A 25,902-nucleotide genomic window follows, 5' to 3' on the forward strand; every position below is an offset into this window, starting at 1 on the left:
GTGGGACCCGCCTGTTCCCGTCCCGCGTCGACCGATCTGAAAATCTGCTGATCCGATCGGGCGACATCGGGCGAAAGTGGGCCCTGCTCCGCCCAAACGGTCACGAAGGGTGAACTACGCTCGGACTGCCCGTGCGGAGACCCGCACGGTCTCCAGGTGCTCAGGCGGACGGAGCGTGGCCCGTGACGGATCAGGCGGTGGACGTGGGCGGGGCTGCCGCCGGGCAGCGTACCGGGCAATTCCTGGGCAGGCAGCGGGAGTTGAAGGAGCTCCGGACCGACATCGAACGGGCCGGACTTGACACCCTGTCAGGAAAGAAGTCGCCCCGGGCCAGGGTCCTGCTGATCGCCGGGCGACCCGGATCGGGACGCACCGCGCTCGCCGCCGAACTCGCCCGCCAGGTGGCCGACGACTACCCGGACGGGGTGCTGCGGGCCTCGCTCACCGAGCCCGGCGGGGCGCGCGTCCCGGCCGACCGGGTCGCGAGGGACCTGCTCGAGGCACTGGACGTGCCGGTGCCGCCCGGGGCCGGGCAGGACGAGCTGACCGAGCTGGTCCGCGGGGCGCTCGCGGGCCGCCGGGCGATCGTGCTGCTCGACGACGCCGCCGACGCCGAGCAGGTCGGCCCGCTCCTGCCCGACACCTCCGAAAGTCTGGTCGTGGCCACCGCCCAGGGCCCGCTCACCGGAATCCCCGACGTCCGCCCCTGCACGCTGGGCGGTCTCGACGTCAAGTCGGCCGTCGAACTCCTGGAGGGCTTCACCGGCGCGGTCCGGGTCACGGTCGACCCGCGCGCCGCCGAGATGCTCGTGGAGGCGTGCGGCGGACAGCCCGCGGCCCTCGTCCTGGTCGGCGGCTGGCTCGCGGCCCGCCCGAAGGCCGCCGTCTCCGACGTGGCCAAACAGCTGCGCGCCATGTCCGAGGTCGGCGCCGAACTCCCCAGCGCGGCCCGCCCGTTGGCGCGCTCCTTCCGCCTCGTGTACGAGTCCCTCTCGCAGCCGGCCGCGCGGATACTGCGACTGCTGTCGCTCGCCCCCGCCGGGATCGCCGACGCGCACACCGCCTCCGCGCTGGCGGGCTGCTCGGTCTCGGGCGCCCAGGCGGCGCTGACCGACTTCGTGGCGTACGGGCTGCTGCGGCGCGACCCGGCCGCGCCCGAGCAGTACCGGGTGCCCGGCGCCCTCGCCCCGCTGCTGCGCGCGCTGTGCGAGGCCGTCGACCGGCCCGGCGAGATCGAGCTGGCCCGGGCCCGGATGCTGGAGCGGACCGTGCGGCTGCTCCAGTCCTGCCGGGCGGTCACCGAGCCGGAGGGCTCGTCCGCCCGCCGCAAGCTCGCGGGCCTGCCGCGCGCCCTGCGCTTCCCCAGCGCGGCGATGGCCGAGGCCTGGCTGCGCGGCCGCCGGCCCGCGCTGCTCGCCGCCGCCCGGCTCGCGGTGGAGGACGGCGACCTCGACACCCTGGCCCGGCGCCTGGTGGCCGCGCTGGTGAGGGCGCTCGCCGCGCACCAGGGCGCCGAGGCTGCGGCTCCCGAGCTGTACGGGCTCCACCAGCTCGTCCTCGACGTCGCCGACCGGCGCGACCTGCACCGCGAGAAGGCCGCGGCCCTGCTCAACCTGGGCGACCTCGACGCGGGGACCGGGCGGACCGCCGAGGCGCTCGCCCGCTACCGGGCCGCCCTGGACGCGGGCCGCGCGGCGGGCGACCCCTACGCGACCGGCCGCGCGATGGAATCCGTAGGCGGCGCCCACCAGGAGCTGGGGGACTGGCAGCGGGCCTCCGACTGGTACGGGCGGGCCCTGTCCCAGCGGCTCGCGCGCGGCGAGCGGGCGGACGAGGCCCGGCTGTACGGGCGGCTCGCCACCGTGCACACCTACGCGGGCCGCTACGGCGAGGCGCTGCGCTGCTGGCGCGCCGCGGTGGCCGGATACCGGCGGCTGGGCGATCTCCCGGGCCAGGCAAGGGCGTTGAGCGAGGCGGCCCGGGTCCAGGAGTACGCCGGGCGCCCCGAGGAGTCGCTGCGCACCTGCCGCGAGGCGGTGGAGTTCGCGCGCAAGGCCGGTGATCTGCGTCTCCAGGCCGCGCTCCAGCTCCGGCTCGCCGACACCCTGGACCGGCTCGGCGACCCCACCGCGGCACGGATCCACCGGGCCACGGCCGACAGATTGCTGGAAGATGAGCCGTCAAGGCCATGAGGCCTGCGAAATCCGCAGTGCTTCGGCCAAAGATTGAAGCTTTGTAAGGGTAGACAGCTGGAAAACCTTCATTAGACTGGCTCCGCCGCAACTTCCTGTGGTGTCTCCCGGTGCGCCTCCTTGCGTCCGGGTAGGTATCGCATTGCCCCCGTTTTCCCCTGAGCCAAGGACCGTGATCGACGTGAAGGTCGGTATCCCCCGCGAGGTCAAGAACAACGAGTTCCGGGTGGCCATCACCCCCGCCGGCGTGCACGAGCTCGTGCGCCACGGCCACCAGGTCTTCGTCGAGCAGAACGCCGGCGTCGGCTCCTCGATCACGGACGCCGAGTACGTCTCCGCCGGTGCGGAGATCCTCGGCAGCGCCGACGAGGTCTGGGCCACCGCCGACCTGCTGCTCAAGGTGAAGGAGCCCATCGCGGAGGAGTACCACCGCCTCCGCAAGGACCAGACGCTCTTCACCTACCTGCACCTCGCCGCCTCCCGCGAGTGCACGGACGCCCTGCTGGAGTCCGGCACCACCGCGATCGCGTACGAGACGGTCGAGACGGCCAACCGCCAGCTGCCGCTGCTCGCCCCGATGTCCGAGGTCGCGGGCCGGCTCGCCCCGCAGGTCGGCGCCTACCACCTGATGCGCTCGGCCGGCGGCCGCGGCGTGCTGCCCGGCGGCGTCCCCGGCACCCACGCGGGCCGCGCCGTCGTCATCGGCGGCGGTGTCTCCGGCTGGAACGCCGCGCAGATCGCCGTCGGCATGGGCTTCCACGTGACCCTGCTCGACAAGGACATCAACAAGCTCCGCGAGGCCGACAAGATCTTCGGCACCAAGGTGCAGACGATCGTCTCCAACGCCTACGAGCTGGAGAAGGCCGTCGTCGAGGCCGACCTCGTCATCGGCGCGGTGCTCATCCCCGGCGCCAAGGCTCCCAAGCTGGTCACCAACGAGCTCGTCGCCAAGATGAAGCCCGGAAGTGTCCTTGTCGACATTGCGATCGACCAGGGCGGCTGCTTCGAGGACTCGCGTCCGACCACCCACGCCGAGCCGACCTTCATGGTCCACAACTCGGTCTTCTACTGCGTCGCCAACATGCCGGGCGCGGTGCCGAACACCTCCACCTACGCCCTCACCAACGCCACGCTGCCCTACATCGTGTCGCTGGCGAACAACGGCTGGGTCGAGGCGCTGCGCCGCGACGCCGCACTCGCCCTCGGCCTCAACACCCATGACGGCCAGGTCGTTTACGGCCCGGTCGCAGAGGCGCACGGCCTGGAGCAGGTCGAGCTGAACTCGCTCCTCGGCTAGCCGGTCGCCGGTCCGTCAACGCGGGCCGTCAACCTCGTACATCCGGCCGGACCTTGTCGACCAAGGTCCGGCCGGATGTGTATCGCGACACTTCCGCCCCCCTGCGCCGGGCTTGCTCAACTCGCCTCGAACGTAACCCTTTAACCGTTTCGCGCACTGGTGAAACGTGCGCCCGAGTCCCCGTACGCCCTTGACAGAGTGGTGTTCCATTGCCGACACATCGGGCCGGGTCCGGCGGATTGTGTTGCTGCGGACCGGTGACACGCCATAGAGTCGCCAACCGTCGGCATGGTGCCACGCTGACCTATCGATAAAGTTTCCTGGTCACGTCCAAGGAGGTAAGACGACTTGTGAATGAGTCGACATTTACTCCCGGAGGTGGTCAGTCAGGAATCCCTGCGGGGATGTCCGTACGGGGCCAGAGCCCTTCGGGGCCCGAGGCTGTCGGCTCCGTCGCGGTCCGCACCTCCGAAACCACTCTGCTTCCCACGCACGCGGGGACGGTCCCCACCCAGCACATGACGACAGCCCCACGGATGATGGACGGCCTACACGTGAACGCCACGGCCGGCAACGAGAGCGGCCGGGAGACCGCCGCCCTCGCCGACTTTGACGAGGTGCCCCAGGGGCACTTCTACGACCCCGACGCCGAGTACGAGCCCGACCCCGAGTACGCGGCCACCCTCGCCCCCGACGCTGCCCGTCAGCGCCGCGAGCGGATCGGCCCGACCGGACGGCCGCTGCCGTACTTCCCGATCCCGGGTCCCCTGACCGACCACGGTCCCGCGAAGATCATCGCGATGTGCAACCAGAAGGGCGGCGTGGGCAAGACGACGTCGACCATCAACCTGGGTGCCGCGCTCGCCGAGTACGGACGGCGCGTCCTGCTCGTCGACTTCGACCCGCAGGGTGCCCTGTCGGTCGGCCTCGGCGTCAACCCGATGGAACTCGACCTCACCGTCTACAACCTGCTCATGGAGCGGGGCATGTCGGCCGACGAGGTGCTGCTCAAGACCGCGGTCCCGAACATGGACCTGCTGCCGAGCAACATCGACCTGTCCGCCGCCGAGGTGCAGCTGGTGAGCGAGGTCGCGCGCGAGTCCACGCTCCAGCGGGCCCTGAAGCCGCTGATGCAGGACTACGACTACATCGTGATCGACTGTCAGCCCTCGCTCGGCCTGCTCACCGTGAACGCCCTGACGGCGGCTCACAAGGTGATCGTGCCGCTGGAGTGCGAGTTCTTCGCGCTGCGCGGTGTCGCGCTGCTCACCGAGACGATCGAGAAGGTGCAGGAACGCCTCAACCCCGACCTGGAGTTGGACGGCATCCTCGCCACGATGTACGACTCCCGCACGGTGCACAGCCGCGAGGTCCTGGCCCGCGTGGTCGAGGCCTTCGACGACCACGTCTACCACACGGTCATCGGCCGGACCGTGCGCTTCCCGGAGACCACCGTCGCCGGTGAGCCGATCACGACGTACGCCTCCAACTCCGTCGGCGCGGCCGCCTACCGTCAGCTCGCCAGGGAGGTGCTCGCCCGGTGTCACGCCGAGTGAGTCTGCCCGGGGCCGACGAGCTGTTCCGTACGACCGGGGGGATGGCGCTCTCGCCGTCCACCCCGAGGCGAGGGGCCAACGGCGAGGCCAGGGTGCCGTCCCCGGCGGGCGAGAGCGAGCCCGTCGCCGCCGAGCCCGCGCCCGAGACGGAGCACACCGCCGCCGAGGAGGACTCCGGCTCGGCCGAACCGCGCAGCCGGGCCGCCGCCGACGCGGAGACCGCCAAGACCCGGCGCACGCCCGCCCAGGGCGGCTCCGGCTCGGGCACCGCCCAGCAGCGGCGCCGGCAGCGCGCGGCCAACCGGCGGCCCAGCGGGCGCGAACGGCACGACGAGAAGATCACCGTGTACGTCTCCGCCGAGGAGCTGATGGACCTGGAGCACGCGCGCCTGGTCCTGCGCGGGGAGCACGGTCTCGCGGTCGACCGCGGCCGGATCGTCCGCGAGGCGGTCGCCGTGGTGCTCGCGGACCTGGAGTCCCGGGGCGACGCGAGCATCCTCGTACGGCGTCTTCGGGGGCGGTAGCCGCTAGCCTGCGGCGTGCGGCCGCTGCCGCCGCGCCCCCGTACCGCCCGCTCCGTACTCCCTGGACCGTCTCTTGCCCACCGCCGACGACCCGAACGTTCCCGCGACGCGGGGGGCTCGGCGTGCGCTGGGGCGGGGCCCGGGTGCCCTGCCCCCCACCTCGCCCCCTCCCGAGCCCCTCCGAGGTGCTGCTGACGCCTCCGCCGCGCCCGGCCCGGACGCACGGCCTTCCGCGGCCGAGCCCGAGCCCGCCCCCGAAGAGGTGCCCGAGCTCGCGTCGGCGGGTGCGGGCCGCCCTGAGCCGGGCGCGCGGTTTCCCGCCCCCCTGGGGGCGCGGCCCGAGGCCGACGCCGCGGCGGCCGCGGGGAGTGAAGTCGGGGACGGGCGGTTCACCGTCCGGCTGGCCAACTTCGAGGGGCCCTTCGATCTGCTCCTCCAGCTGATCTCCAAGCACAAGATGGACGTCACCGAGGTCGCGCTCTCCAAGGTGACCGACGAGTTCATGGCGCACATCAGGGCCATGGGCGCGGACTGGGACCTGGACCAGACGACCGAGTTCCTCGTCGTCGCGGCCACCCTGCTCGACCTCAAGGCCGCCCGGCTGCTGCCCGCCGCCGAGGTGGAGGACGAGGCCGACCTCGCCCTCCTGGAGGCCCGCGACCTGCTGTTCGCGCGGCTGCTCCAGTACCGCGCCTACAAACGCATCGCGGACATCTTCAGCGAGCGGCTCGACACGGAGGCGCGCCGGTATCCGCGCACCGTCGGCCTGGAGTCGCACCTCGCCGAGCTGCTGCCCGAGGTCGTCATCAGCATCGGCGCCGAGGGCTTCGCGAAGCTGGCCGTCAAGGCCATGCAGCCCAAGCCCAAGCCGCAGGTGTACGTCGACCACATCCACGCCCCGCTGGTGTCGGTGCGGGAGCAGGCCGAGATCGTGGTGGCGCGGCTGCGGGAGGCCGGGGAGGTCAGCTTCCGGGTGCTGGCCGAGGACGCCCCGGACACCCTCACGGTCGTCGCCCGCTTCCTGGCCCTCCTGGAGCTGTACCGCGAGAAGGCCGTCGCCCTGGACCAGGACGAGGCGCTGGGGGAGCTGGTGGTGCGCTGGAGCGGCGGGGAGGGCGACGGGACGCCGACGGTGACCGACGAGTTCGACCGAGAGGTGACGGAGGAGAAGGCGTGACGGAGGAACTGGAGCTGAAGCCGGCCCTGGAAGCCGTCCTCATGGTCGTCGACGAGCCCGCCACCGAGGACCACCTCGCGAAGGTCCTTGAGCGGCCGCGGCGGGTCGTGGCGGACGCCCTGCGGGAGCTGGCCGACGAGTACACCGTCCAGGGCCGCGGATTCGAGCTGAGGCTCGTGGCGGGCGGCTGGCGGTTCTACAGCCGGGCCGCGTACGCGGACGCCGTCGAGGGCTTCGTCCTGGACGGCCAGCACGCCCGGCTCACCCAGGCGGCCCTGGAGACCCTCGCGGTCGTCGCCTACCGCCAGCCGGTGAGCCGCTCGCGGGTCTCGGCGGTGCGCGGGGTGAACTGTGACGGGGTCATGCGGACCCTGCTCCAGCGGGGTCTGGTCGACGAGGCGGGCACGGAACCCGAAACAGGTGCGATCCTGTACAGGACGACGAACTACTTTCTGGAGCGGATGGGCCTGCGCGGCCTGGACGAGCTCCCGGAGCTCGCGCCCTTCCTCCCCGAGGCGGACGCGATCGAAGCCGAGACGCTGGAGGGTGTGCCGTCGTTCGATCCGGACGCGCCCGACGCGCCGGAAACCCCCGCAGACGACAAGACGGAAATGTGATGCGAAGCAGCAGCGGCAGGAACAGCAGCGGAAACAACGGCGGGAGCCGTGGTGGCAACAGCGGCGGCCGCGGCAGCAGCAGTGGTGGCGCCGGCGGCCGGGGCGGCAACCGCGGCGCCGGCGGCGGGCGCGACGGACAGCGCCAGGGCGGCGGCCCGCGCCAGAGCGGCAGCGGCAAGCAGCGGCCCCCGCGTCCCGAGGAGCGCACCTACGACGTGGGCGGCGGTTCGTCCGACGCTCCCCGCAGCGGCCGGGGCGCCTCGGCCCGCGGCGGCGCCAAGGGCGGCCCCAAGGCTCCCCAGGGCGGCACCCCGGTCCGTCGCGGCCCGCACGGCCAGCGCCTCGGCGCGGCCCGCCCGCGCGAGCTCGACGCCAAGATCGAGCAGCGCAACCGCGACCGGTACGCGGACAAGCCGGACGTGAAGACGCCCAAGACCTTCCCCGGCGCCGAGCAGGAGGGCGAGCGGTTGCAGAAGGTGCTCGCCCGGGCCGGCATGGGTTCGCGCCGCGCCTGCGAGGAGCTGATCGAGCAGGCCCGCGTCGAGGTCAACGGCGAGATCGTGCTCGAACAGGGCAAGCGCGTCGACCCGGAGAAGGACGAGATCAAGGTGGACGGCCTGACCGTCGCCACCCAGTCGTACCTGTTCTTCGCGCTGAACAAGCCGGCCGGCGTCGTCTCCACCATGGAGGACCCGGACGGCCGCCAGTGCCTCGGTGACTACGTCACCAACCGCGAGACCCGGCTCTTCCACGTCGGCCGGCTCGACACCGAGACCGAGGGCATCATCCTGCTCACCAACCACGGCGAGCTGGCCCACCGGCTGACCCACCCCAAGTACGGCGTGAAGAAGACCTACCTGGCCGCCATCACGGGCCCGCTGCCGCGCGAGATCGGCAAGCGGCTCAAGGAGGGCATCCAGCTGGAGGACGGCTACGCGCGGGCCGACGCCTTCCGGGTCGTCCAGCAGACCGGCAAGAACTACCTCGTCGAGATCGAGCTGCACGAGGGCCGCAAGCACATCGTGCGCCGCATGATGGCCGAGGCCGGCTTCCCGGTCGAGAAGCTGGTGCGCGTCGCCTTCGGCCCGATCGGGCTCGGCGACCAGAAGTCCGGCTGGCTGCGCCGCCTCACCAACACCGAGGTCGGCATGCTGATGCGCGAGGTCGACCTCTAAAGGCCCCGGCCAACTCCCGCTGAGAGGAGCCCGGTTCCCGTGTCGCACGGGAGCCGGGCTCTTTCGCGTCCGCTCCCTCCGCAACCTTGTGCGACCGCCCGAACACCTTTATAGTCACAGTGACTATTAAGGGGGTACGGGCGTGAGCCTCACCTGGACCGAGATCCTCGGCTTCGCGACCGGCGCGCTGTGCGTCTGGCTGGTGGCCCGGCAGCACATCGCCAACTGGCCGGTGGGACTCGCCAACAACGTGTTCTTCATCGTGCTGTTCCTCCGCTCCGGCCTCTACGCGGACGCCGGACTCCAAGTCGTCTTCATCGCCCTCGCCGGGTACGGCTGGTGGACCTGGGCCCACGGGGGTGGATCAGGTCCCGGCACGCTTCCGGTCCGGCGGACGACCCGCACCGAGTGGCTGTGGCTGCTCGCGGCGGGGGCGGTGGGGACCGTCGCGCTCACCTTCCTGCTCGGCGCGGCCACCGATTCGACGGTCCCGTTCTGGGACGCGCTGACCACCGCGCTCTCGCTCGCGGCGACGTACGGGCAGTGCCGGAAGCTCGTCGAGTCCTGGTGGCTGTGGATCGCGGCGGACGTGGTCTACATCCCGCTCTACGCCTACAAGGAGCTCTACCTGACCTCGCTCCTGTACGCCGGGTTCCTGACCCTGTGCCTGATCGGACTGCGGGGCTGGCGGCGCGAGCTCGCCGCCCGCCCGGCCCGCCTCGCGGAGGTGGCGGCATGAAGACGTACGAACACGGCCTGGTCCTCGGCAAGTTCTACCCGCCGCACGCCGGCCACCACCACCTGGTGCGCACCGCCGCCGACCGCTGCGAGCGGCTCACGGTGCTGGTCTGCGCGGCCTCCGTCGAGACGGTGCCGCTGGCCGAGCGGGTCCAGTGGATGCGCGCGGTGCACCCGGGCGCGCGGGTCGTGGGCGCCGTCGACGACATCGAGATGGACCTGAACGACCCCGCTGTCTGGGACGCCCACCTGGCCGTCTTCAAGGGCGCGGTCCCCGAGCGCGTCGACGCGGTCTTCACCTCCGAGTCGTACGGCGACGAACTCGCCCGCCGCTTCGGCGCCGAGCACGTCCTCGTCGACCTCGACCGCACCCTGTTCCCGGTCTCCGGCACGGCCGTGCGCAAGGACCCGGTGGGCAGCTGGGACTTCCTCGAAGAGCCGGTCAGGGCCTGGCTGGCCCGGCGCGTGGTCGTGCTCGGCGCCGAGTCGACCGGCACCACCACGATGGCCCGCGCGCTGGCCGAGCACTACCGCGCGCGCGGCGGCGTGTGGGCGCGCACCCGGTGGGTGGCGGAGTACGGGCGGGAGTACAGCGAGGGCAAGCTGGCCGCGCTGCGCTCGCGCTACCCGCAGGCCCAGTGGGAGGACGTCGAGTTCGGCTCGGACGAGTTCCCGGTGATCGCCGAGCGGCAGAACGAGCGCGAGAACCGGGCCGCGGGCCTCGGCTCGCCCGTGCTGTTCTGCGACACCGACTCCTTCGCCACCACCGTGTGGCACGAGCGCTACCTGGGCCGCCGCGGCCCGCGCGTCGAAGCCGTCGCCGACCGGGCCGCGGCCCACCACCTGTGGCTGCTCACCGACCACGAGGGGGTGCCCTTCGAGGACGACGGGCTGCGCGACGGGGAGGAGCTGCGGCCCTGGATGACCGACCGGTTCCGGGCCGAACTGATCCGTACCAAAAGGGAGTTCATCGAGCTTCACGGGGCACACGAGGAACGGCTCGATGCCGCCGTCGCCGCTGTGGACGCGCTGCTCGACCGGGGCTGGGACCTCGCCGACCCGCTGCCGGAGCGACGATGACCACCGTCGGCCCCCGGGCCCTGGAGGGGGGTGCCCGGGGGCCGCGGGACAAGGCGCCCGAGGGGTACGACCCGTACGCCTTCGAGCCGTTCGCCGTCACCGTCGACCTGGCCGTCTTCACGGTCCGCGAGGGCGCCCTGCACGCGCTGCTCATCCGGCGCGGCCAGGAGCCGTACGCGGGGGACTGGGCGCTGCCGGGCGGTTTCGTGCTGCCGCGCGAGTCCGCCGAGCTCGCGGCCCGGCGCGAACTGGCCGAGGAGACCGGGCTCGCCGACGACGTCGTGGCCCGGCTGCACCTGGAACAGCTGCGCACCTACAGCGAGCCGGACCGCGACCCCCGCATGCGGGTGGTGTCGGTCGCCTACACCGCGCTCGTGCCCGACCTGCCCGAACCGCGCGGCGGCGGCGACGCGGCGCACGCCGAGTGGGTCGCCTTCGGCTCGTACGGCCGGCTCGCCTTCGACCACGCCGACATCCTCGCCGACGCCCACGAACGCGTCGGCGCCAAGCTCGAGTACTCCTGCCTCGCGACGTCGTTCTGTCCGCCCGAGTTCACCCTCGGCGAGCTGCGGCAGGTGTACGAGACGGTCTGGGGCACCGCCCTGGACCGCCCCAACTTCCGCCGCAAGGTCCTGGCCACGCCCGGCTTCGTCGAGCAGGTGACCGGCGCCTCGCGGCTGACCGGCGGCCGGGGCAAACCGGCCGCGCTCTACCGGGCGGGACCGGCCACCGCGCTGCACCCGCCCCTGATGCGCCCGGAGGGACGACAGACATGAACCGTGCTGCGAAACAGACGGCGACCGGTGCCTTGATCGGGCTCGCGCTGGGGGACGCCCTCGGCTTCCCGACCGAGTTCAACGACGTGCCCGCGATCCTCACCAAGTGCGGGCCGTGGCGCGAGATGGCGCTGCCGAGCCCCGCGTTCGTCACCGACGACACCCAGATGACGCTCGCCCTCGGCCGCGGCATCCGCACCGCCATGGACAGCGGCCTGCTCGGCCCGGCCCGGCTCGAAGGGCCCGTCCGCAAGGAGTTCGTCGACTGGTACCACTCGCCCGAGAACAACCGCGCCCCCGGCCGCACCTGCCTGGTGGCGTGCGCCAAGCTGGACGGCGGGCTTCCGTGGCAGGAGGCCAGTCAGCTCGGCTCCAAGGGCTGTGGCGCCAACATGCGGGTCGCGCCGGTCGGCCTCGTGCCGGGGCTGAGCGAGGAACAGCGGGCGGGCGCCGCCCAGTTGCAGTCCGCGCTCACCCACGGGCACCCCACCGCGCTCGCCGCCTCCGACCTCACCGCGCGCGCCGTGTACCTGCTCGCCCAGGGCGCCGACCCGATGGGCCTGGTCGGCCAGCTGCGCTCGTACGCGTACGAGAACCGCGTCCGCTACCACGAGCGCTGGCTCGGCGACCTGTGGACGCGGGCGCAGGATCCGACCCCCGGCCACTTCATCGCACGCGGCTGGGACGAGTGCCTGGACGCGCTCGACCGGGTGCTCAAGGCGCTCCGCAACCCCTCGCCCGAGACCGACCCGTGCCTGGAGACCGGCGACGGGTGGATCGCCGAGGAGGCCTTCGCCACGGGCCTGCTCTGCTTCCTGCTCTTCCCCGACGAGCCCCTCACGGCCCTGCGCCGCGCGGCCTGCACCCAGGGCGACTCGGACTCCATCGCCTGCCTGGCCGGGGCGTTCGCGGGCGCCCACCTGGGAGCGGCGGCCTGGCCCAAGGAGTGGGCCGAGCGCATCGAGTACCGCAGTGAACTCCTGACCCTGGGGGCCCTCTGGGATGCTTGAGCCATGATCGAACTCCATACCGCCGACCTCGCGCCCGTGATCGCCGGACAGCCCGACCCGCTGCTGTTCGCCACGGTCTCGGGCGCCCACCTGTACGGCTTCCCCTCCCGCGACTCGGACGTCGACCTGCGCGGCGTCCACGTCCTGCCGACCGAGGCGCTGGTGGGCCTGCGCGAACCGGCGGAGACGCGGGAGCGGATGTGGGACCGGGACGGCGTGGAGATGGATCTCGTCACGCACGACCTGCGCAAGTTCGTCCGCCTGATGCTGCGCCGCAACGGCTACGTACTGGAGCAGCTGCTCTCGCCGCTGGTCGTGCACACGACCGACGCGCACGCCGAACTCGTCTCGCTCGCGCCCACGGTGCTGACCTCGCACCACGCCCACCACTACCGCGGGTTCGCGGGCACGCAGTGGCGGCTGTTCCAGAAGACCGGTGAACTCAAGCCGCTGCTCTACGCGTTCAGGGTGCTGCTCACCGGCATCCACCTCATGCGCAGTGGCCGGGTGGAGGCGGATCTGACCGCTCTCATCGGCGAGGTGGCGGCCCCCGGCTACCTGCCCGAGCTGATCGCCGCCAAGGCGGAGGCCGAGCACGGCCCCGCGACCGGGCCGGAGCCGGAGCGCGTGGCCGCCGACATCGAGGCGCTGCACGCCGCCCTGGACGAGGCGCAGGCCGTCTCGCTACTGCCGGGCGCCCCCACCGGACACGACGCGCTGCACGACTTCGTCGTACGCGTCCGCCTCGAACGCTGACGCGCGGCGCGCGCGGAACAGGAAGTCCGCCACCCGGGCCCGGTCGGGTTCGGGAGGCAGTGGTGTGGTCGCGGCCGCCTCGTCCGACTCGGCGGCCAGGCGCGCCATCCAGGACTCCACCTCGGACCAGGCCACCTCGCCGCGCTTCACCGCGAGCAGCCGGTCGCGCTCGGCGCCGACGTCGATGGTGAGCACGCCGGTGCGCAGCAGATCGCGGCAGCTCCTCAGCAGCCGCAGCAGGTGCATGGCGTGCTTCCACCGCGGCGCGCCGTACTGGCGCACATCGGCGTCGAGCTTCTTGCGCTGGCCGAGCGCGTACCGGGCGAACGTCTCGTGGGCCTGCCGGGACAGGAACGCCTCGCGCAGCGCCAGGAGTTCTCGCCCGGTGTCGTCGGCGTACTCGACCAGCGGGGAGTGCAGGCACTCCAGGACGTTCGGGTTGGCCCGCAGGGCCAGCTCGCAGAACCGCTCCAGCTCCCAGCTGAACTGCTCGTCCGCCGGGCCCTCGACATGCGCCGGGGGCTTCTCGAAACGCCAGAACAACGGTGTCGGCGCGAGGTAGATCCCGCGCACGTCGGTGTCGCTGTCCGCGGTCGCGAGGCCGAAGGCGCGCGAGCCCATGACACACGCGTAGATGGTGTGGCCTGCGACGAGCTCCTCGGGTGTCATGCCGCCCATGCTCGCCGGTCAGGGCAGCAGAATCGAATCCTTGTCGACGGTGATCTGCCGCGCGGGCAGCGGACGCGGGGCCGGGCCGCCTGCCACCGAGGCGTCCGCGATGCGGTACTTGCTGCCGTGGCAGGGGCAGTTGATGGTGCCGCCCGACACGCTGGTGACGGTGCAGCCCTGGTGGGTGCAGACCGCCGAGAAGGCCTTGAAGGTGCCCGCCTCCGGCTGGGTGACGACGACCTTCTGCTCCGCGAAGACCTTGCCGCCGCCGACCGGGATGTCCGCCGTTGTGCCGAGGACCTGCCCGGACCGGGCGGGCGGGTTGGACCCGCCCGGCGCGGAGGCGGCGGTGCCGCCGGGGGAGGGCGACGAACCGCCGCCGTTCCCGGAGGTCGAGCAACCCGCGAGCGCCACCGCGCCCGCCGCGGCCACGAGTACCGTCCTGCGGCTGTTGACTGCGTCCATCGTGTGCTCCTCAAGTCGTCGGGGCGGACGCGAGGCGCCACCGTGCCCGTGCGCTGTCCCTCACGCCGGACGTGCGGTCCTCACGCCGAACGTCCGGGCGCCGTGCTGGCCCTTCGGACGTACGCGCTGCGGGAGCATCCTCGCGCCGAACGCCCCCGACGCGAAGCACCGACGAGGGGATGTTCCCGCGCGTACCCACCCAACTCCCTTGCCCGGGGCCGGTGACAGGCGCACCAGGGTCACGTCCGGGGCGCGAGGCCCAGCGCGCGCCCCTCGGCGTCCCGCCGTACTTCGAGCACCGCCGTCACGGCCGCCCGCTCGACGGGCCCGTACACATGCGGGAACAGCACGTCCCCGCCGCCCTCCCAGCGGACCTCGGCGGCCAGCGCCGACTCGTCGACGCACACGGCCAGGAGCGGGCCCGGCACGTCGCGGTAGTGGGCGTCGGCGACGGCCAGCGCCGACGCCTCGTCGGCCGAGCAGTGCACGAAGCCCTCGGTGGCCAGCGAGGGCGGGCGGTAGGGCAGACCGGGGTCGGCCGACCACTCGACCAGGGGAACGACATGCAGGATCATGCGTCGGTTCTACCGCACCCCGCGCCGCCCGGGCCCAGGGAGCGCGGTCTGCCCAGGTGGCGGCGGGGTTCCCGGGAGCCGGGCCGTTGCGCCGTGCGCCCCCGTCCGGCGGGCACGACCGCGGCGGAAAACGGCCCGGGGCGGCCTTCGGGGCGGTCACCGTGTCCGCCCGTCGGCGGCGCTGACTACGCTGAACGGGAACGAAGGCCGAGCCGAGGAGCACGTCGTGGCGGTACGAGCGGTCCGTGGGGCCGTCCAGCTGGAGCGGGACGAGTCCGCGCACATGGACGAGCAGGTCGGCTCGCTGCTCACCGAGATCCTGCAGCGCAACGAGCTGACCCCGAACGACCTCATCAGCATCTGGTTCACCGCCACCCCCGATCTGCACAGCGACTTCCCGGCCGTGGCCGCGCGCCGCCTCGGCCTCACCGACGTACCGCTGCTCTGTGCGCAGGAGCTCGACATAGCCGGCGCCATGCCCCGGGTCGTCCGGGTCCTGGCGCACGTCGAGACCTACCTCGACAAGGCCGAGATCGCCCACGTCTACCTCGGCTCCGCCGCCGCCCTGCGCAAGGACATCGCCCAGTGAGAACCGCCCTCGTCATCGGTACCGGCCTGATCGGCACCTCCGCCGCCCTGGCCCTCGCGAGCCGCGGGATCGCCGTGCACCTCGCCGACCACGACCCCGGCCAGGCCCGCACCGCCGCCGCGCTCGGCGCAGGCACGGACGAGCCGCCCGAGGGCCGGGTCGACCTCGCGGTCGTGGCCGTGCCGCCCGCGCACGTGGCCGCCACGCTGGCCGGGGCGATCCGGGACGGGGTGGCCCGCGCCTACATCGACGTGGCCAGCGTCAAGGGCGGCCCGCGCCGCGAGCTCCTCGCCCTCGGCTGCGACCTGAGCTCCTACATCGGCACCCACCCCATGGCGGGCAAGGAGCGCTCGGGCCCGCTCGCCGCCACCGCCGACCTCTTCGAGGGCCGTCCCTGGGTGCTCACGCCGACCCGCGACACCGACACCGAGGTGCTCAACCTCGCGCTCGAACTGGTCGCGCTGTGCCGCGCCGTGCCGGTCGTGATGGACGCCGACGCCCACGACCGGGCCGTCGCCCTGGTCTCGCACACCCCGCAGCTGGTCTCCTCCATGGTCGCCGCCCGCCTCGAAGAGGCCGACGAGACGGCGGTCCGGCTGTGCGGCCAGGGCATTCGCGACGTCACCCGCATCGCGGCCTCCGACCCCGGGATGTGGGTGGAGATCCTTTCGGCGAACCCGGGCCCGGTCGCCGACGTGCTGTCCGGGATCGCCGCCGACCTCGACGAGACGGTGCGCGCCCTGCGCTCCCTGGAGTCCGCCGACGAGGACAAGCGCCGGGGCGGCGCGGCCGGCATCGAGGACGTGCTCCGGCGCGGCAACGCGGGCCGGGTCAGGGTGCCCGGCAAGCACGGGGCGGCTCCCGCCACGTACGAGATCGTCGCCGTGCTGCTCAGCGACGAGCCGGGCGGCCTCGCGCGGCTGTTCGCCGACGCGGGCCGGGCCGGTGTCAACATCGAGGACGTCCGCATCGAGCACGCCACCGGCCAGCAGGCGGGCCTGGTCCAGCTCATGGTCGAGCCGGCCGCGGCCCCCGGCCTGACCGCCGCGCTGCGCGAACGGGGCTGGTCGATCAGGCAGTGAGCGGCTGGGAGGACGGGGCGGGACGGCGGGCTCGCACGAGCCAGTAACCTTGTACGGGGCGGATTTGCGCCCCGAGCATCCCCGCCCCGTACCAGGAAGGTGTCCGTCACCGTGGAAAGCGCCGCCCGGACCGCTCCGGCAGCTGTGATTGTCGCCATCGACGGCCCCTCCGGCACCGGCAAGTCCAGCACGTCCAAGGCGGTCGCCGCCAAGCTCGGGCTGAGCTACCTGGACACCGGCGCCCAGTACCGGGCGATCACCTGGTGGATGATCACCAACGGCATCGACATCGACGACCCGGCGGAGATCGCGGTCGCCGCCGCCAAGCCCGTGATCGTCTCCGGCACCGACCCGTCGGCGCCGACCATCACCGTCGACGGGGAGGACGCCTCCGGGCCGATCCGCACCCAGGACGTCACCTCCAAGGTGAGCGCCGTCAGCGCGGTGCCCGAGGTGCGGGCCCTGATCACCCAGCTCCAGCGCGACATCGCGGCCGGGGCCGAACAGGGCATCGTGGTCGAGGGCCGCGACATCGGCACGACCGTGCTGCCCGACGCCGACCTGAAGGTGTTCCTCACCGCGTCCCCCGAGGCCCGCGCGGCCCGCCGCAGCGGCGAGATCAAGGGCTCCGACGTGGCGGCCACCAGGGAAGCCCTGATCAAGCGGGACGCGGCGGACTCCGGCCGCAAGACCTCCCCGCTGGCCAAGGCCGACGACGCGGTCGAGGTGGACACCACCGAGCTCACGCTCGACCAGGTCATCGAGTGCGTGGTCACCCTCATCGAGGAGAAGCAGGCCGCCAAGTGACAGTGGTTCCCGCGGCCGAGCGAGGCGCCGAGATCGGACGCCGGATCGGTGTCGGCCTGATGTACGGGCTGTGGAAGCCCCGGGTGCTCGGCGCCTGGCGGGTTCCGGCGAGCGGCCCGGTGATCCTCGCCGTCAACCACTCCCACAACATCGACGGCCCGATGGTCATGGGCACCGCACCGCGCGGCACCCATTTCCTGATCAAGAAGGAAGCCTTCGTGGGGCCGCTCGGCCCCTTCCTGGAGGGCATCGGCCAGCTCAAGGTGGACCGGTCGGTCACCGACCGCGCCGCGATCACCGAGGCGCTGGGCGTGCTCGACCGGGGCGGCGTCCTCGGGATCTTCCCCGAGGGCACCCGGGGCGACGGCGACTTCGCCTCGCTGCGGGCGGGCCTCGCCTACTTCGCCGTACGGTCGGGGGCGCCCATCGTCCCGGTGGCGGTGCTGGGAAGCACCGAGCGCCGGGGACGGTTGATAAAGGGGCTGCCGCCGCTGCGCAGCCGCGTCGACGTCGTCTTCGGGGACGCCTTCGAAGCCGGTGACGGCAGCGGACGGCGGACCCGCAGAGCCCTGGACGAGGCCACCGTCCGCATCCAGGACCGGCTCACCGGCCACCTGGACACCGCCAGGCGCCTGACCGGGCGCTAGGCCAGACTTTCAGTAGTGGACCGCCCGATCGCGATCCACCGATCACCACGATGAACGAGGTACGGACTTCATGAACGACCAGCACGAACACGGAGCTCTCGGCGACGCCGAGTTCGCGGAGTTCATGGAGCTCGCCGCCGAAGAGGGCTTCGACGTCGAGGACGTCGAGGAGGCGCTCGGCGAGGCCGGCCACGGCCCGCTCCCCGCCCTCGCCGTCGTCGGCCGCCCCAATGTCGGCAAGTCGACCCTGGTGAACCGCATCATCGGCCGCCGCGAGGCCGTCGTCCAGGACAAGCCCGGCGTCACCCGCGACCGCGTCACCTACGAGGCCGAGTGGGCCGGGCGCCGCTTCAAGGTCGTCGACACCGGCGGCTGGGAGCAGGACGTCCTGGGCCTCGACGCCTCCGTCGCCGCCCAGGCCGAGTACGCCATCGAGGCCGCCGACGCCGTGGTCTTCGTCGTCGACGCCACCGTGGGCGCCACCGACACCGACGAGGCCGTCGTCAAGCTGCTGCGCCGGGCCGGCAAGCCCGTCGTGCTCGCCGCGAACAAGGTCGACGGCATGTCCGGCGAGTCCGACGCCGCCGCCCTGTGGTCGCTCGGCCTCGGCGAGCCCTTCCCCATCTCGGCGCTGCACGGCCGCGGCACCGGCGACCTGCTCGACGAGATCCTGAAGGCCCTGCCCGAGGCCCCGCCGCAGCGCTTCGGCACCGCGGTGGGCGGCCCGCGCCGCATCGCCCTCATCGGCCGCCCGAACGTCGGCAAGTCCTCGCTCCTGAACCAGGTGGCCAAGGAGGAGCGCGTCGTCGTCAACGAGCTGTCCGGCACCACCCGCGACCCGGTCGACGAGCTCATCGAGCTGGGCGGGGTCACCTGGAAGTTCGTCGACACGGCCGGCATCCGCCGCCGCGTCCACCTCCAGGAGGGCGCCGACTACTACGCCTCGCTGCGTACCGCCGCCGCCGTCGAGAAGGCGGAGGTCGCGGTCGTCCTCATCGACACCAGCGAGCCGATCTCCGTGCAGGACCAGCGGATCATCACGATGGCCGTCGACGCGGGCCGCGCGCTCGTCATCGCGTACAACAAGTGGGACACCCTCGACGAGGAGCGGCGTTACTACCTGGAGCGCGAGATCGAGACCGAGATGCAGCAGGTCGCCTGGGCGCCCCGGGTCAACGTGTCCGCGCTGACCGGCCGCCACATGGAGAAGCTGGTCCCGGCGATCGAGACGGCCCTGGCGGGCTGGGAGACGCGCGTTCCGACCGGGCGCCTCAACGCGTTCCTCGGCGAGCTCGTCGCCGGTCACCCGCACCCGATCCGCGGCGGAAAGCAGCCGCGCATCCTGTTCGGTACGCAGGCGGGCACCAAGCCGCCCCGCTTCGTCCTGTTCGCCTCCGGCTTCATCGAGGCCGGCTACCGGCGCTTCATCGAGCGCCGGCTGCGCGAGGAGTTCGGCTTCGAGGGCACTCCGATCCACATCTCGGTGCGGGTGCGCGAGAAGCGCGGCCGCAAGAAGTAACCCCCACACCGAGGGCCGTGAGGGAGCGAGTCCCTCGCGGCAGGAGGTCAGAGCCCCCTGCGGGGGCCGGGCGGCAGTGCCGCCGGGAGCTGGTGCCCGGTGTACTGCCGCCCGTTCGCGTTCATCGCCGGGTGCAGCTGCCAGTTCCCCGCGTACGTGGCGGGGAAGTGCTGGGTGTGGTGGCCGGACTGCTGGCCGACGCGGGCGCCGTGGATCGCGGTGAACCCGCCACCGAGGGCCGCGAAGGCGGTGAAGCCGAGGTCCTCCTCGCCGGACCGGTCGCCGGGCAGGGCCCGGAAGGACCGGCGGTACTCCGAGTACAGCGCGTCGTAGATCGGCGTGGGGGAGTGGGCTCCCGAGGCGTCGCCCGACGGGCGCATGGCGGGGATCTGGGACTGGTACGGCTGGCGGGAGGGGTCGTATGTGTGCACGTATGTGCCAACGACCCGGTAGGGCCGGGGATGCGGGGTGTTTCGGCTTATCGGTAGCGCGCGGCCCGGTTCCCCACGCCCCTTCCGCGCCCGCCGCGGACCGGCCGGGACGGGCGCGCGGGAGGGAACCTCAGGTGCCGGCCAGCGGCATGGCGGCGGCCACCAGCCGGCCGTCGGCCGCGGCCTTCTCCAGGGCGTCCCTGAGCAGGTCCTCGCGGGGCTGCTGGCCGATCATGCCGACCGGGGCCGCGAAAACCAGCACGCGCTGGGACTTGTTGGCGGCGGCCCGCCAGCCGTCCGTCACCTGGAGCGGCTGGTGCGCCTGCCACCAGGAGACGGAGCCGGTGCCCCCGCCGGTGCCGGGCTGCAGCACCGCGTGCAGCTGGCCCATCGCGAGCAGCACGGACCAGCCCGGCAGCACCGAGGGCAGCCGCCCCATGTCGGTCACCGGCACGAAGCCCTGCTCGATGAGGAGCGGGAGGAACTCGTCGGTGGTGCCGCCCGAACCCGGCCGGGCGATGGGGCCGGTCGGCTCGACGACGAGCGCCGGATGCAGGTCGCCCTCGATCAGGACCAGGCCGCTGGTGATGCCGAGCACCGCCTGCTCGGGCGCGCCCCCGACGGGCTCCTCGCCCGTGATCGAGCGGACGGCGCCCTGGAGCTGCTCCTCGGCGACCTGGACGACCTGGGAGGGGATGCAGCTGGCGTGGGCGAAGGCGAGGACGGCGGTCTCCTCGCCGACGAACAGGACGGTGCTGGTGCGCTCCTGCTCGGAGTCGCCCGGCGTGCGGCAGGAGGTGCAGTCGTAGCTGCCCGGGGCGTTCTCGCCGGCGAGCAGCCGCTCGGCTTCTTCGTCGCCGATCTCGGCGCGGACGTCCTCACTGACGTCGAGCATGCGCGGCACGGGTGGCTCCTAGGAACTGAGTGGATGCGCCGGGCGGTTCCCGGCTTCTCTCGTACAAACGACAACGGGCGATCTGTGGCCGGGGTCACGCGCGAAGGCGAACGGAATCGAACCGCCGCCAGCGGAGGGTGAATTCACCGGCGGAACCCTTCACTCCCCGTCAACAGATGGGGAGAGCACGGAAGTTGTCCTGGTGAGCTGGGTCACAGATCGCTTCGGTGACAGGTCGACAAATATCGATATCTGCGCATGAAGTGGGTGGCCTGAAATCGCCGATACTCCCGGTAACAGGCAACTGGCCTGGAATGACGGGGCTTTGGTTGATGCCGGGCGCCGGAGGTCCCTAGATTCCACCGCCGTGTGCATCGAGCACCGCCCGGGAACGCCCGCCGGCCGCACAGCCAGCTACGACCTTCCGGCGGGCGGGGACGGTGCGGAACGAGGCGCCGGACGCGCCGAGGGCCGCGCCGCCCAGGGGGACCCCGGGTCCTTCGAAAGGGATTTCATGTCTGTTGGTACCAGTGGTTCCAGCTCCCCGCGCAGGCGTGGCACGGCAGCGCTGATCGGGGCCGCGGTGGCGGCGCCGCTCGCCCTGCTCAGCGTCGCCACCGGCCCGGCCGCCGCGGCGGACTCCGGTGTGTGGGACCGCATCGCCCAGTGCGAGAGCGGTGGAAACTGGCACATCAACACCGGCAACGGCTACTACGGCGGGCTCCAGTTCGACGCCGGCACCTGGCGGGCGCACGGCGGCGGGGCGTACGCGTCCACCGCCGACAGGGCCAGCAGGGCGCAGCAGATCGCCATCGCCTCCAAGGTGCAGCGCTCGCAGGGCTGGGGTGCGTGGCCGTCGTGCTCGCGTCAGGCGGGGGCGTACGGCAGCGCGCCCGCGGCGGGCGAGCCCGCCCGGCCGCAGCAGGCCGCGCGCCCGCAGCAGGCGGCGCCCAAGCCGCACAAGGCGCCCGCGCCGCAGCAGCACACCGTCCCGCTCCGCACCGAGAGCGCGCCCGCCGCTCCGGCCGGCACGTACACGGTCAGAAGCGGTGACACGCTGTCCACCGTCGCGGCGGCCCACGGCGTCCGCTGGGAGACGCTGTACGCGGCCAACCGGGCCGTCATCGGCGGTGACCCCGATCTCATTCTGCCGGGACAGCACCTGAAGATCTGACGGACAGAGCCCCGTCCGGCCGCCCGGACGGGGCTCGCCGCTGCCCGAAAATCGCCGGTGCCGCCCTGCCCGTTCCGGCCCCCGGGTGGACCAGCGGCGATCGGCCCCTGGAGTACGGGTGACGCTCAACCCAAGTACAGTCCGATGCTGACCGAAGGGTTTCGGGCCCGGCCGATCCGGCCGGCCGGATGATCAAGCGCAAGACCGACCGATCGATCGAATGACCAAGGGACGCGTGGCGCATGCACCTCTCCTTTCTGCTGCACAACGCGTACAGCCTGGGCGGCACCATCCGGTCCACCTTCAACCTCGCCGGTGAGCTCGCGCAGCGGCACGACGTCGAGATCGTCTCCGTCTTCCGCCACCACGACGAGCCCACCCTCCCCGCCCCCGAGGGCGTCCGGCTGAGGCACCTGGTCGACCTGCGCAAGAGCAGCCCGGAGTACGAGGGCGAGCACCCCCAGCACCGGCAGCCGGCCAAGGTCTTCCCGCGCGGCGACGGCCGCCACAGCCAGTACAGCCGCCTCACCGACGCCCGGATCGGCGCGCACCTGCGGTCCGTCGAGGCCGACGTCGTCATCGGCACCCGTCCCGGGCTCAACGTGCACATCGCGCGCGAGACCCGCCCCGGCGTGGTCCGGGTCGGCCAGGAGCACCTGACCCTGCCGGGCCACAGCTACCGGCTGCGCGGCGAGATAGCCCACTCCTATCCGCTGCTCGACGCGATCACCACGGTCACCGGCGCCGACGCGGCCGCCTACCGGGCCCTGCGACTGCCCGACGTACGCGTCGAGGCGGTGCCCAACGCGGTACCCGCCCCCGCCCTGGAACCGGCCGACGGCGACGCCAAACTGGTCGTGGCGGCCGGGCGGCTCACCCCGGTCAAGCGGTACGACCTGCTGGTCAAGGCGTTCGCGCGGATCGTCGCCGTACGACCGGACTGGAAGCTGCGGATCTACGGCTCCGGCGACGCCTTCGGAAACGAACGCGAGGCGCTGCGGAACCTGATCGACGATCTTGGCCTCTACAACCATGTGTTCCTCATGGGCCTGTCCGGCGACCTCGACAGCGAGTGGGTCAAGGGTTCCCTCGCGGCCGTCACCTCCAGCCACGAGTCCTTCGGCATGACCATCGTCGAGGCGATGCGCTGCGGGCTCCCCGTCGTCTCCACGGACTGCCCGCAGGGGCCGCGCGAGATCATCGACGACGGGGTGGACGGCCGCCTCGTCGAGACGGGCAACGCCGACGCGGTGGCCGAGGCCCTGCTCGAACTGATCCAGGACGACGGCCTGCGCCACCGCATGGCCAAGGCGGCCCTGGAGAACTCCGCGCGCTTCGACCCGTCCAGGATCGCCGAGCGCCACGAGGAGATCTTCCGGGAGCTGCACGCCCAGGGCGCGGGAAGCCGCTCCGCCGGGGCGCTGCGCGAGTCGCTGCACCGGGCCCGCAGCTCCGCCCTCGACGGGGCGTACGCCCTGCGCCACAAGGCCGCCTCCGTGCTCCGGAAAGGGCAGACCGCATGACCACCACCGCCGAGTCCCCGGACACGGGCAGCGCCTCCGCCGCGCCGCGCGCCCACTGCATAGCCGACTCCGCGGGCGGAGTGACCTTCGACGTCACGGGGGCCGGCCGGCCGGGCGCCGCGCTCGTCCTGCGCCGGCGCGGGGCCGACCCCGGCCCGGACGTGCTGCTCCCGCTCACCCCGGCCGCGGAGGGCGTGCTGCGCGCGGTGCTGCCCAGCACGGTCGACATGGCCGAGGGCGTGTGGGACGCGTACCTGCGCTTCGGCGAGGGCGCCGAGCAGCGCCTGGAGCCGGGCACCCGGGACCTGCGCGCGCTGGTCGACCGGGAGCCGGGGCCGGACGCCGACCGGGTCGCGGTCCGCATCCCCTACCCGGGCCGCTCGGGCGAGCTGATCGTCCGCAGCTGGCTGCGCAGACCGCACGCCGAGACCGGCACGATCCGCGTCGGCGAGGACGCGGTCACGGTGCACGGGCGGCTGTACGGCGCGGGGCTCGCCCCCGGCGCCACCGTCGAGGCGCGGCTGCGCGGCGCGGCCGGCCGGGTCCACCGGGTGCCCGCCACCCCCGAGGGCGACGGCTTCGCCTTCACGCTGCCGTACGCGCCCCTCGCGGAGGGACTCGACGCCAAGGAGTGGCTCTGGGACCTGTGGCTGGCCAACGGCCCCGGCGCGGCGGCCGTCCGGCTGGCCCGCATCCTGGACGACGTCCCCCTGAAGCAGGTGATCTTCGTGTACCCGGGCTCGCGGGTGGGCGAGGGCGTGGTGCGCCCGTACTACACGGGCGCGAACGACCTGAGCGTGCGGGTCGACGCGGTGCGCGGCTAGGAGCGCGGCTCCCTCGGCCCGGGCTCCTGTGCGGCCGGCACCGCCGCCGGCTCGGGCGGCTCTTCCAGGGAAGGCAGGTCGTCGCGGAACGGGGCGAACTCCGGGTGGTGCAGGTCGAAGGCCGGGGACTCGGTGCGGATGCGGGGGATGGTCACGAAGTTGTGCCGGGGCGGCGGGCACGAGGTGGCCCACTCCAGCGAGCGGCCGAACCCCCAGGGGTCGTCGACCTCGACCTTCTCGCCGTACTTCGCGGTTCTCCAGACGTTGTAGAAGAACGGCAGCGTGGACAGGCCCAGCAGGAACGCGCCGATCGAGGAGACCGTGTTGAGCGCGGTGAAGCCGTCGGCCGCCAGGTAGTCCGCGTACCGCCGGGGCATGCCTTCCGCGCCCAGCCAGTGCTGGACCAGGAACGTGGTGTGGAAGCCGACGAAGAGCGTCCAGAAGTGGATCTTGCCGAGCCGCTCGTCGAGCATCCTGCCGGTCAGCTTCGGCCACCAGAAGTAGAAGCCGCCGAAGGTCGCGAAGACCACCGTCCCGAACACCACGTAGTGGAAGTGGGCGACCACGAAGTACGAGTCCGTGACGTGGAAGTCCAGCGGGGGCGAGGCCAGGATGACGCCGGTGAGGCCGCCGAACAGGAAGCTCACCAGGAAGCCGACGGCCCACAGCATGGGTGTCTCGAAGCTCAGTGAGCCCTTGAGCATCGTGCCGGTCCAGTTGAAGAACTTCACCCCGGTCGGCACCGCGATCAGGAAGGACATGAACGAGAAGAACGGCAGCAACACCGCCCCGGTGGCGAACATGTGGTGGGCCCACACCACGATGGAGAGCCCCGTGATGGCCGCCGTCGCCCCGATGAGGGTCATGTAGCCGAAGATGGGCTTGCGGGAGAAGACCGGGATGATCTCCGTGATGATGCCGAAGAACGGCAGCGCGATGATGTAGACCTCGGGATGGCCGAAGAACCAGAAGAGGTGCTGCCACAGCAGCGCTCCTCCGTTCTGCGCCTCGAAGACCACCGAGCCGAACCTGCGGTCCGCCTCCAGGACGAGCAGCGCCGCCGCCAGCACCGGGAACGCGATGAGCACCAGGATCGAGGTGAAAAGCACGTTCCAGGTGAAGACCGGCATCCGGAACATCGTCATGCCGGGGGCGCGCATCCCGATGATGGTGGTCACGAAGTTGACCGCGCCGAGGATGGTGCCGAAGCCGGAGAGCGCGAGCCCCATGATCCAGAGGTCGGCGCCGGCACCGGGGGAGCGGGTCAGCGAGTTGAGCGGCGCGTAGGCGAACCAGCCGAAGCTCGCGGGCCCGGTCGGCAGCAGCACCGAGCCCAGCACGATCAGGCCGCCGAACAGGAACAGCCAGTAGGCCAGCATGTTCAGCCGCGGGAAGGCGACGTCGGGGGAGCCGATCTGCAGCGGCATGATCGCGTTGGCGAACCCGGCGAAGGTCGGGGTGGCGAAGAGCAGCAGCATGATCGTGCCGTGCAGCGTGAAGAGCTGGTTGTACTGCTCGTTGGTCATGATCTGGAGGCCGGGGCGGGCGAGTTCGGCCCGCATCAGGAGGGCCATCACACCGGCGATCAGGAAGAAGACGAACGACGTGATCAGGTAGAGGTGCCCGATCCTCTTGTGGTCCGTGGTGGTCAGCCAGGCGACGATCACCGCGCCCGGCCGGCCTGCCTTCGCGGGCTCCGCCGCCCGGGTCACCGTCTCCGTACCCATCGCACCCCCTGAGGTGTCCGGCATCAGGCCAGGGGCCATGATGCTCGCGCCCGGGGCCGTCGCAACAGGGGGCGTGC

Annotated in this window: 26 protein-coding genes; 20 read left to right on the top strand and 6 right to left on the bottom strand. The window is 72.6% G+C overall.

Features of this window, described 5'->3' with window-relative positions:
* Positions 1-182: 182 nt before the first annotated feature.
* The 12 genes from AC07F3_RS22720 (at position 183) to AC07F3_RS22775 (ending at position 12,898) form a co-directional block, all read left to right on the top strand.
* Complete coding sequence (locus AC07F3_RS22720; RefSeq protein ID WP_479116299.1) at positions 183-2,192, top strand: tetratricopeptide repeat protein; 2,010 nt, start codon at positions 183-185, stop codon at positions 2,190-2,192.
* Between the two features lie 181 nt (positions 2,193-2,373).
* Entirely contained in the window at positions 2,374-3,489 is a 1,116-nt protein-coding gene (ald, locus tag AC07F3_RS22725; RefSeq protein WP_479116643.1) for an alanine dehydrogenase, read from the top strand.
* Positions 3,490-3,893: 404 nt separating this feature from the next.
* A complete protein-coding gene (locus tag AC07F3_RS22730; protein WP_479116300.1) occupies positions 3,894-5,045 on the top strand; it encodes a ParA family protein in 1,152 nt (383 codons plus the stop codon).
* Positions 5,030-5,569 carry a hypothetical protein gene (locus AC07F3_RS22735; RefSeq protein WP_479116301.1) on the top strand — a complete coding sequence of 180 codons (540 nt, stop codon included), beginning with the start codon at positions 5,030-5,032 and terminating at the stop codon, positions 5,567-5,569. Before AC07F3_RS22730 ends, AC07F3_RS22735 begins: the two co-directional genes overlap by 16 nt.
* A gap of 73 nt (positions 5,570-5,642) precedes the next feature.
* A complete protein-coding gene (locus AC07F3_RS22740; protein ID WP_479116302.1) occupies positions 5,643-6,746 on the top strand; it encodes a segregation and condensation protein A in 1,104 nt (367 codons plus the stop codon).
* Positions 6,743-7,363, top strand: coding sequence for an SMC-Scp complex subunit ScpB (scpB, locus tag AC07F3_RS22745; RefSeq protein WP_479116303.1), 621 nt, complete (start codon positions 6,743-6,745; stop codon positions 7,361-7,363). The genes AC07F3_RS22740 and scpB overlap by 4 nt, the downstream gene beginning before the upstream one ends.
* A complete protein-coding gene (locus AC07F3_RS22750; RefSeq protein ID WP_114040004.1) occupies positions 7,363-8,538 on the top strand; it encodes a pseudouridine synthase in 1,176 nt (391 codons plus the stop codon). The genes scpB and AC07F3_RS22750 overlap by 1 nt, the downstream gene beginning before the upstream one ends.
* 142 nt (positions 8,539-8,680) lie before the next feature.
* Positions 8,681-9,277, top strand: coding sequence for a nicotinamide riboside transporter PnuC (pnuC, locus tag AC07F3_RS22755; RefSeq protein ID WP_479116304.1), 597 nt, complete (start codon positions 8,681-8,683; stop codon positions 9,275-9,277).
* On the top strand, positions 9,274-10,356 hold the full coding sequence (locus AC07F3_RS22760; protein ID WP_479116305.1) for an AAA family ATPase: 1,083 nt from the start codon (positions 9,274-9,276) through the stop codon (positions 10,354-10,356). Before pnuC ends, AC07F3_RS22760 begins: the two co-directional genes overlap by 4 nt.
* Positions 10,353-11,132, top strand: coding sequence for an NUDIX hydrolase (locus AC07F3_RS22765; protein WP_479116306.1), 780 nt, complete (start codon positions 10,353-10,355; stop codon positions 11,130-11,132). Before AC07F3_RS22760 ends, AC07F3_RS22765 begins: the two co-directional genes overlap by 4 nt.
* Positions 11,129-12,142, top strand: a complete 1,014-nt coding sequence (locus tag AC07F3_RS22770) for an ADP-ribosylglycohydrolase family protein (protein WP_479116307.1) — start codon at positions 11,129-11,131, stop codon at positions 12,140-12,142. Before AC07F3_RS22765 ends, AC07F3_RS22770 begins: the two co-directional genes overlap by 4 nt.
* 3 nt (positions 12,143-12,145) lie before the next feature.
* A complete protein-coding gene (locus AC07F3_RS22775) occupies positions 12,146-12,898 on the top strand; it encodes a nucleotidyltransferase domain-containing protein (RefSeq protein WP_479116308.1) in 753 nt (250 codons plus the stop codon).
* On the opposite strand, the gene AC07F3_RS22780 is transcribed toward AC07F3_RS22775, so the two are convergent.
* The 3 genes from AC07F3_RS22780 to AC07F3_RS22790 form a co-directional block, all read right to left on the bottom strand.
* A complete protein-coding gene (locus AC07F3_RS22780) occupies positions 12,827-13,567 on the bottom strand; it encodes a nucleotidyltransferase domain-containing protein (RefSeq protein WP_479116309.1) in 741 nt (246 codons plus the stop codon). The two genes, AC07F3_RS22775 and AC07F3_RS22780, sit on opposite strands and share 72 nt — an antisense overlap.
* Positions 13,568-13,585: 18 nt before the next feature.
* A complete protein-coding gene (locus AC07F3_RS22785) occupies positions 13,586-14,032 on the bottom strand; it encodes a Rieske (2Fe-2S) protein (RefSeq protein WP_479116310.1) in 447 nt (148 codons plus the stop codon).
* Between the two features lie 239 nt (positions 14,033-14,271).
* The gene (locus AC07F3_RS22790; protein ID WP_479116311.1) at positions 14,272-14,607 is read right to left on the bottom strand and encodes a DUF952 domain-containing protein; all 336 of its coding nucleotides are present in this window, start codon (positions 14,605-14,607) and stop codon (positions 14,272-14,274) included.
* A gap of 226 nt (positions 14,608-14,833) precedes the next feature.
* Between AC07F3_RS22790 and aroH the strand changes: the two genes are divergently transcribed.
* From aroH to der, 5 genes are all read left to right on the top strand, one after another.
* Positions 14,834-15,196, top strand: coding sequence for a chorismate mutase (gene aroH / locus AC07F3_RS22795; RefSeq protein ID WP_114040011.1), 363 nt, complete (start codon positions 14,834-14,836; stop codon positions 15,194-15,196).
* Complete coding sequence (locus tag AC07F3_RS22800; RefSeq protein ID WP_450893698.1) at positions 15,193-16,278, top strand: prephenate dehydrogenase; 1,086 nt, start codon at positions 15,193-15,195, stop codon at positions 16,276-16,278. Before aroH ends, AC07F3_RS22800 begins: the two co-directional genes overlap by 4 nt.
* Positions 16,279-16,377: 99 nt before the next feature.
* Positions 16,378-17,085, top strand: coding sequence for a (d)CMP kinase (gene cmk / locus AC07F3_RS22805; protein WP_479116312.1), 708 nt, complete (start codon positions 16,378-16,380; stop codon positions 17,083-17,085).
* On the top strand, positions 17,043-17,732 hold the full coding sequence (locus AC07F3_RS22810) for a lysophospholipid acyltransferase family protein (protein WP_479116313.1): 690 nt from the start codon (positions 17,043-17,045) through the stop codon (positions 17,730-17,732). Before cmk ends, AC07F3_RS22810 begins: the two co-directional genes overlap by 43 nt.
* A 70-nt stretch (positions 17,733-17,802) precedes the next feature.
* The gene (der, locus tag AC07F3_RS22815) at positions 17,803-19,251 is read left to right on the top strand and encodes a ribosome biogenesis GTPase Der (RefSeq protein WP_114040015.1); all 1,449 of its coding nucleotides are present in this window, start codon (positions 17,803-17,805) and stop codon (positions 19,249-19,251) included.
* A gap of 47 nt (positions 19,252-19,298) precedes the next feature.
* Here the strand turns inward: der and AC07F3_RS22820 are convergent, their stop codons facing one another.
* Both AC07F3_RS22820 and AC07F3_RS22825 read right to left on the bottom strand, forming a co-directional pair.
* Positions 19,299-19,682: a hypothetical protein gene (locus AC07F3_RS22820; RefSeq protein ID WP_479116314.1), complete on the bottom strand. Its 384-nt coding sequence runs from the start codon at positions 19,680-19,682 to the stop codon at positions 19,299-19,301.
* Between the two features lie 130 nt (positions 19,683-19,812).
* Positions 19,813-20,586: a hypothetical protein gene (locus AC07F3_RS22825; protein WP_479116315.1), complete on the bottom strand. Its 774-nt coding sequence runs from the start codon at positions 20,584-20,586 to the stop codon at positions 19,813-19,815.
* 505 nt (positions 20,587-21,091) lie between these two features.
* Between AC07F3_RS22825 and AC07F3_RS22830 the strand changes: the two genes are divergently transcribed.
* The 3 genes from AC07F3_RS22830 to AC07F3_RS22840 all read left to right on the top strand — a co-directional run bounded on the left by AC07F3_RS22830 (position 21,092) and on the right by AC07F3_RS22840 (position 24,098).
* On the top strand, positions 21,092-21,751 hold the full coding sequence (locus AC07F3_RS22830) for a transglycosylase family protein (RefSeq protein ID WP_479116316.1): 660 nt from the start codon (positions 21,092-21,094) through the stop codon (positions 21,749-21,751).
* Positions 21,752-21,993: 242 nt separating this feature from the next.
* Positions 21,994-23,274: a glycosyltransferase family 4 protein gene (locus tag AC07F3_RS22835; protein ID WP_479116317.1), complete on the top strand. Its 1,281-nt coding sequence runs from the start codon at positions 21,994-21,996 to the stop codon at positions 23,272-23,274.
* Positions 23,271-24,098: a transferase gene (locus tag AC07F3_RS22840; RefSeq protein WP_479116318.1), complete on the top strand. Its 828-nt coding sequence runs from the start codon at positions 23,271-23,273 to the stop codon at positions 24,096-24,098. The genes AC07F3_RS22835 and AC07F3_RS22840 overlap by 4 nt, the downstream gene beginning before the upstream one ends.
* On the opposite strand, the gene ctaD is transcribed toward AC07F3_RS22840, so the two are convergent.
* A complete protein-coding gene (gene ctaD / locus AC07F3_RS22845; protein ID WP_479116319.1) occupies positions 24,095-25,825 on the bottom strand; it encodes an aa3-type cytochrome oxidase subunit I in 1,731 nt (576 codons plus the stop codon). The genes AC07F3_RS22840 and ctaD overlap by 4 nt on opposite strands.
* Positions 25,826-25,902 lie beyond the last annotated feature (77 nt).

Source organism: Streptomyces sp. NPDC045846, from assembly GCF_056431605.1.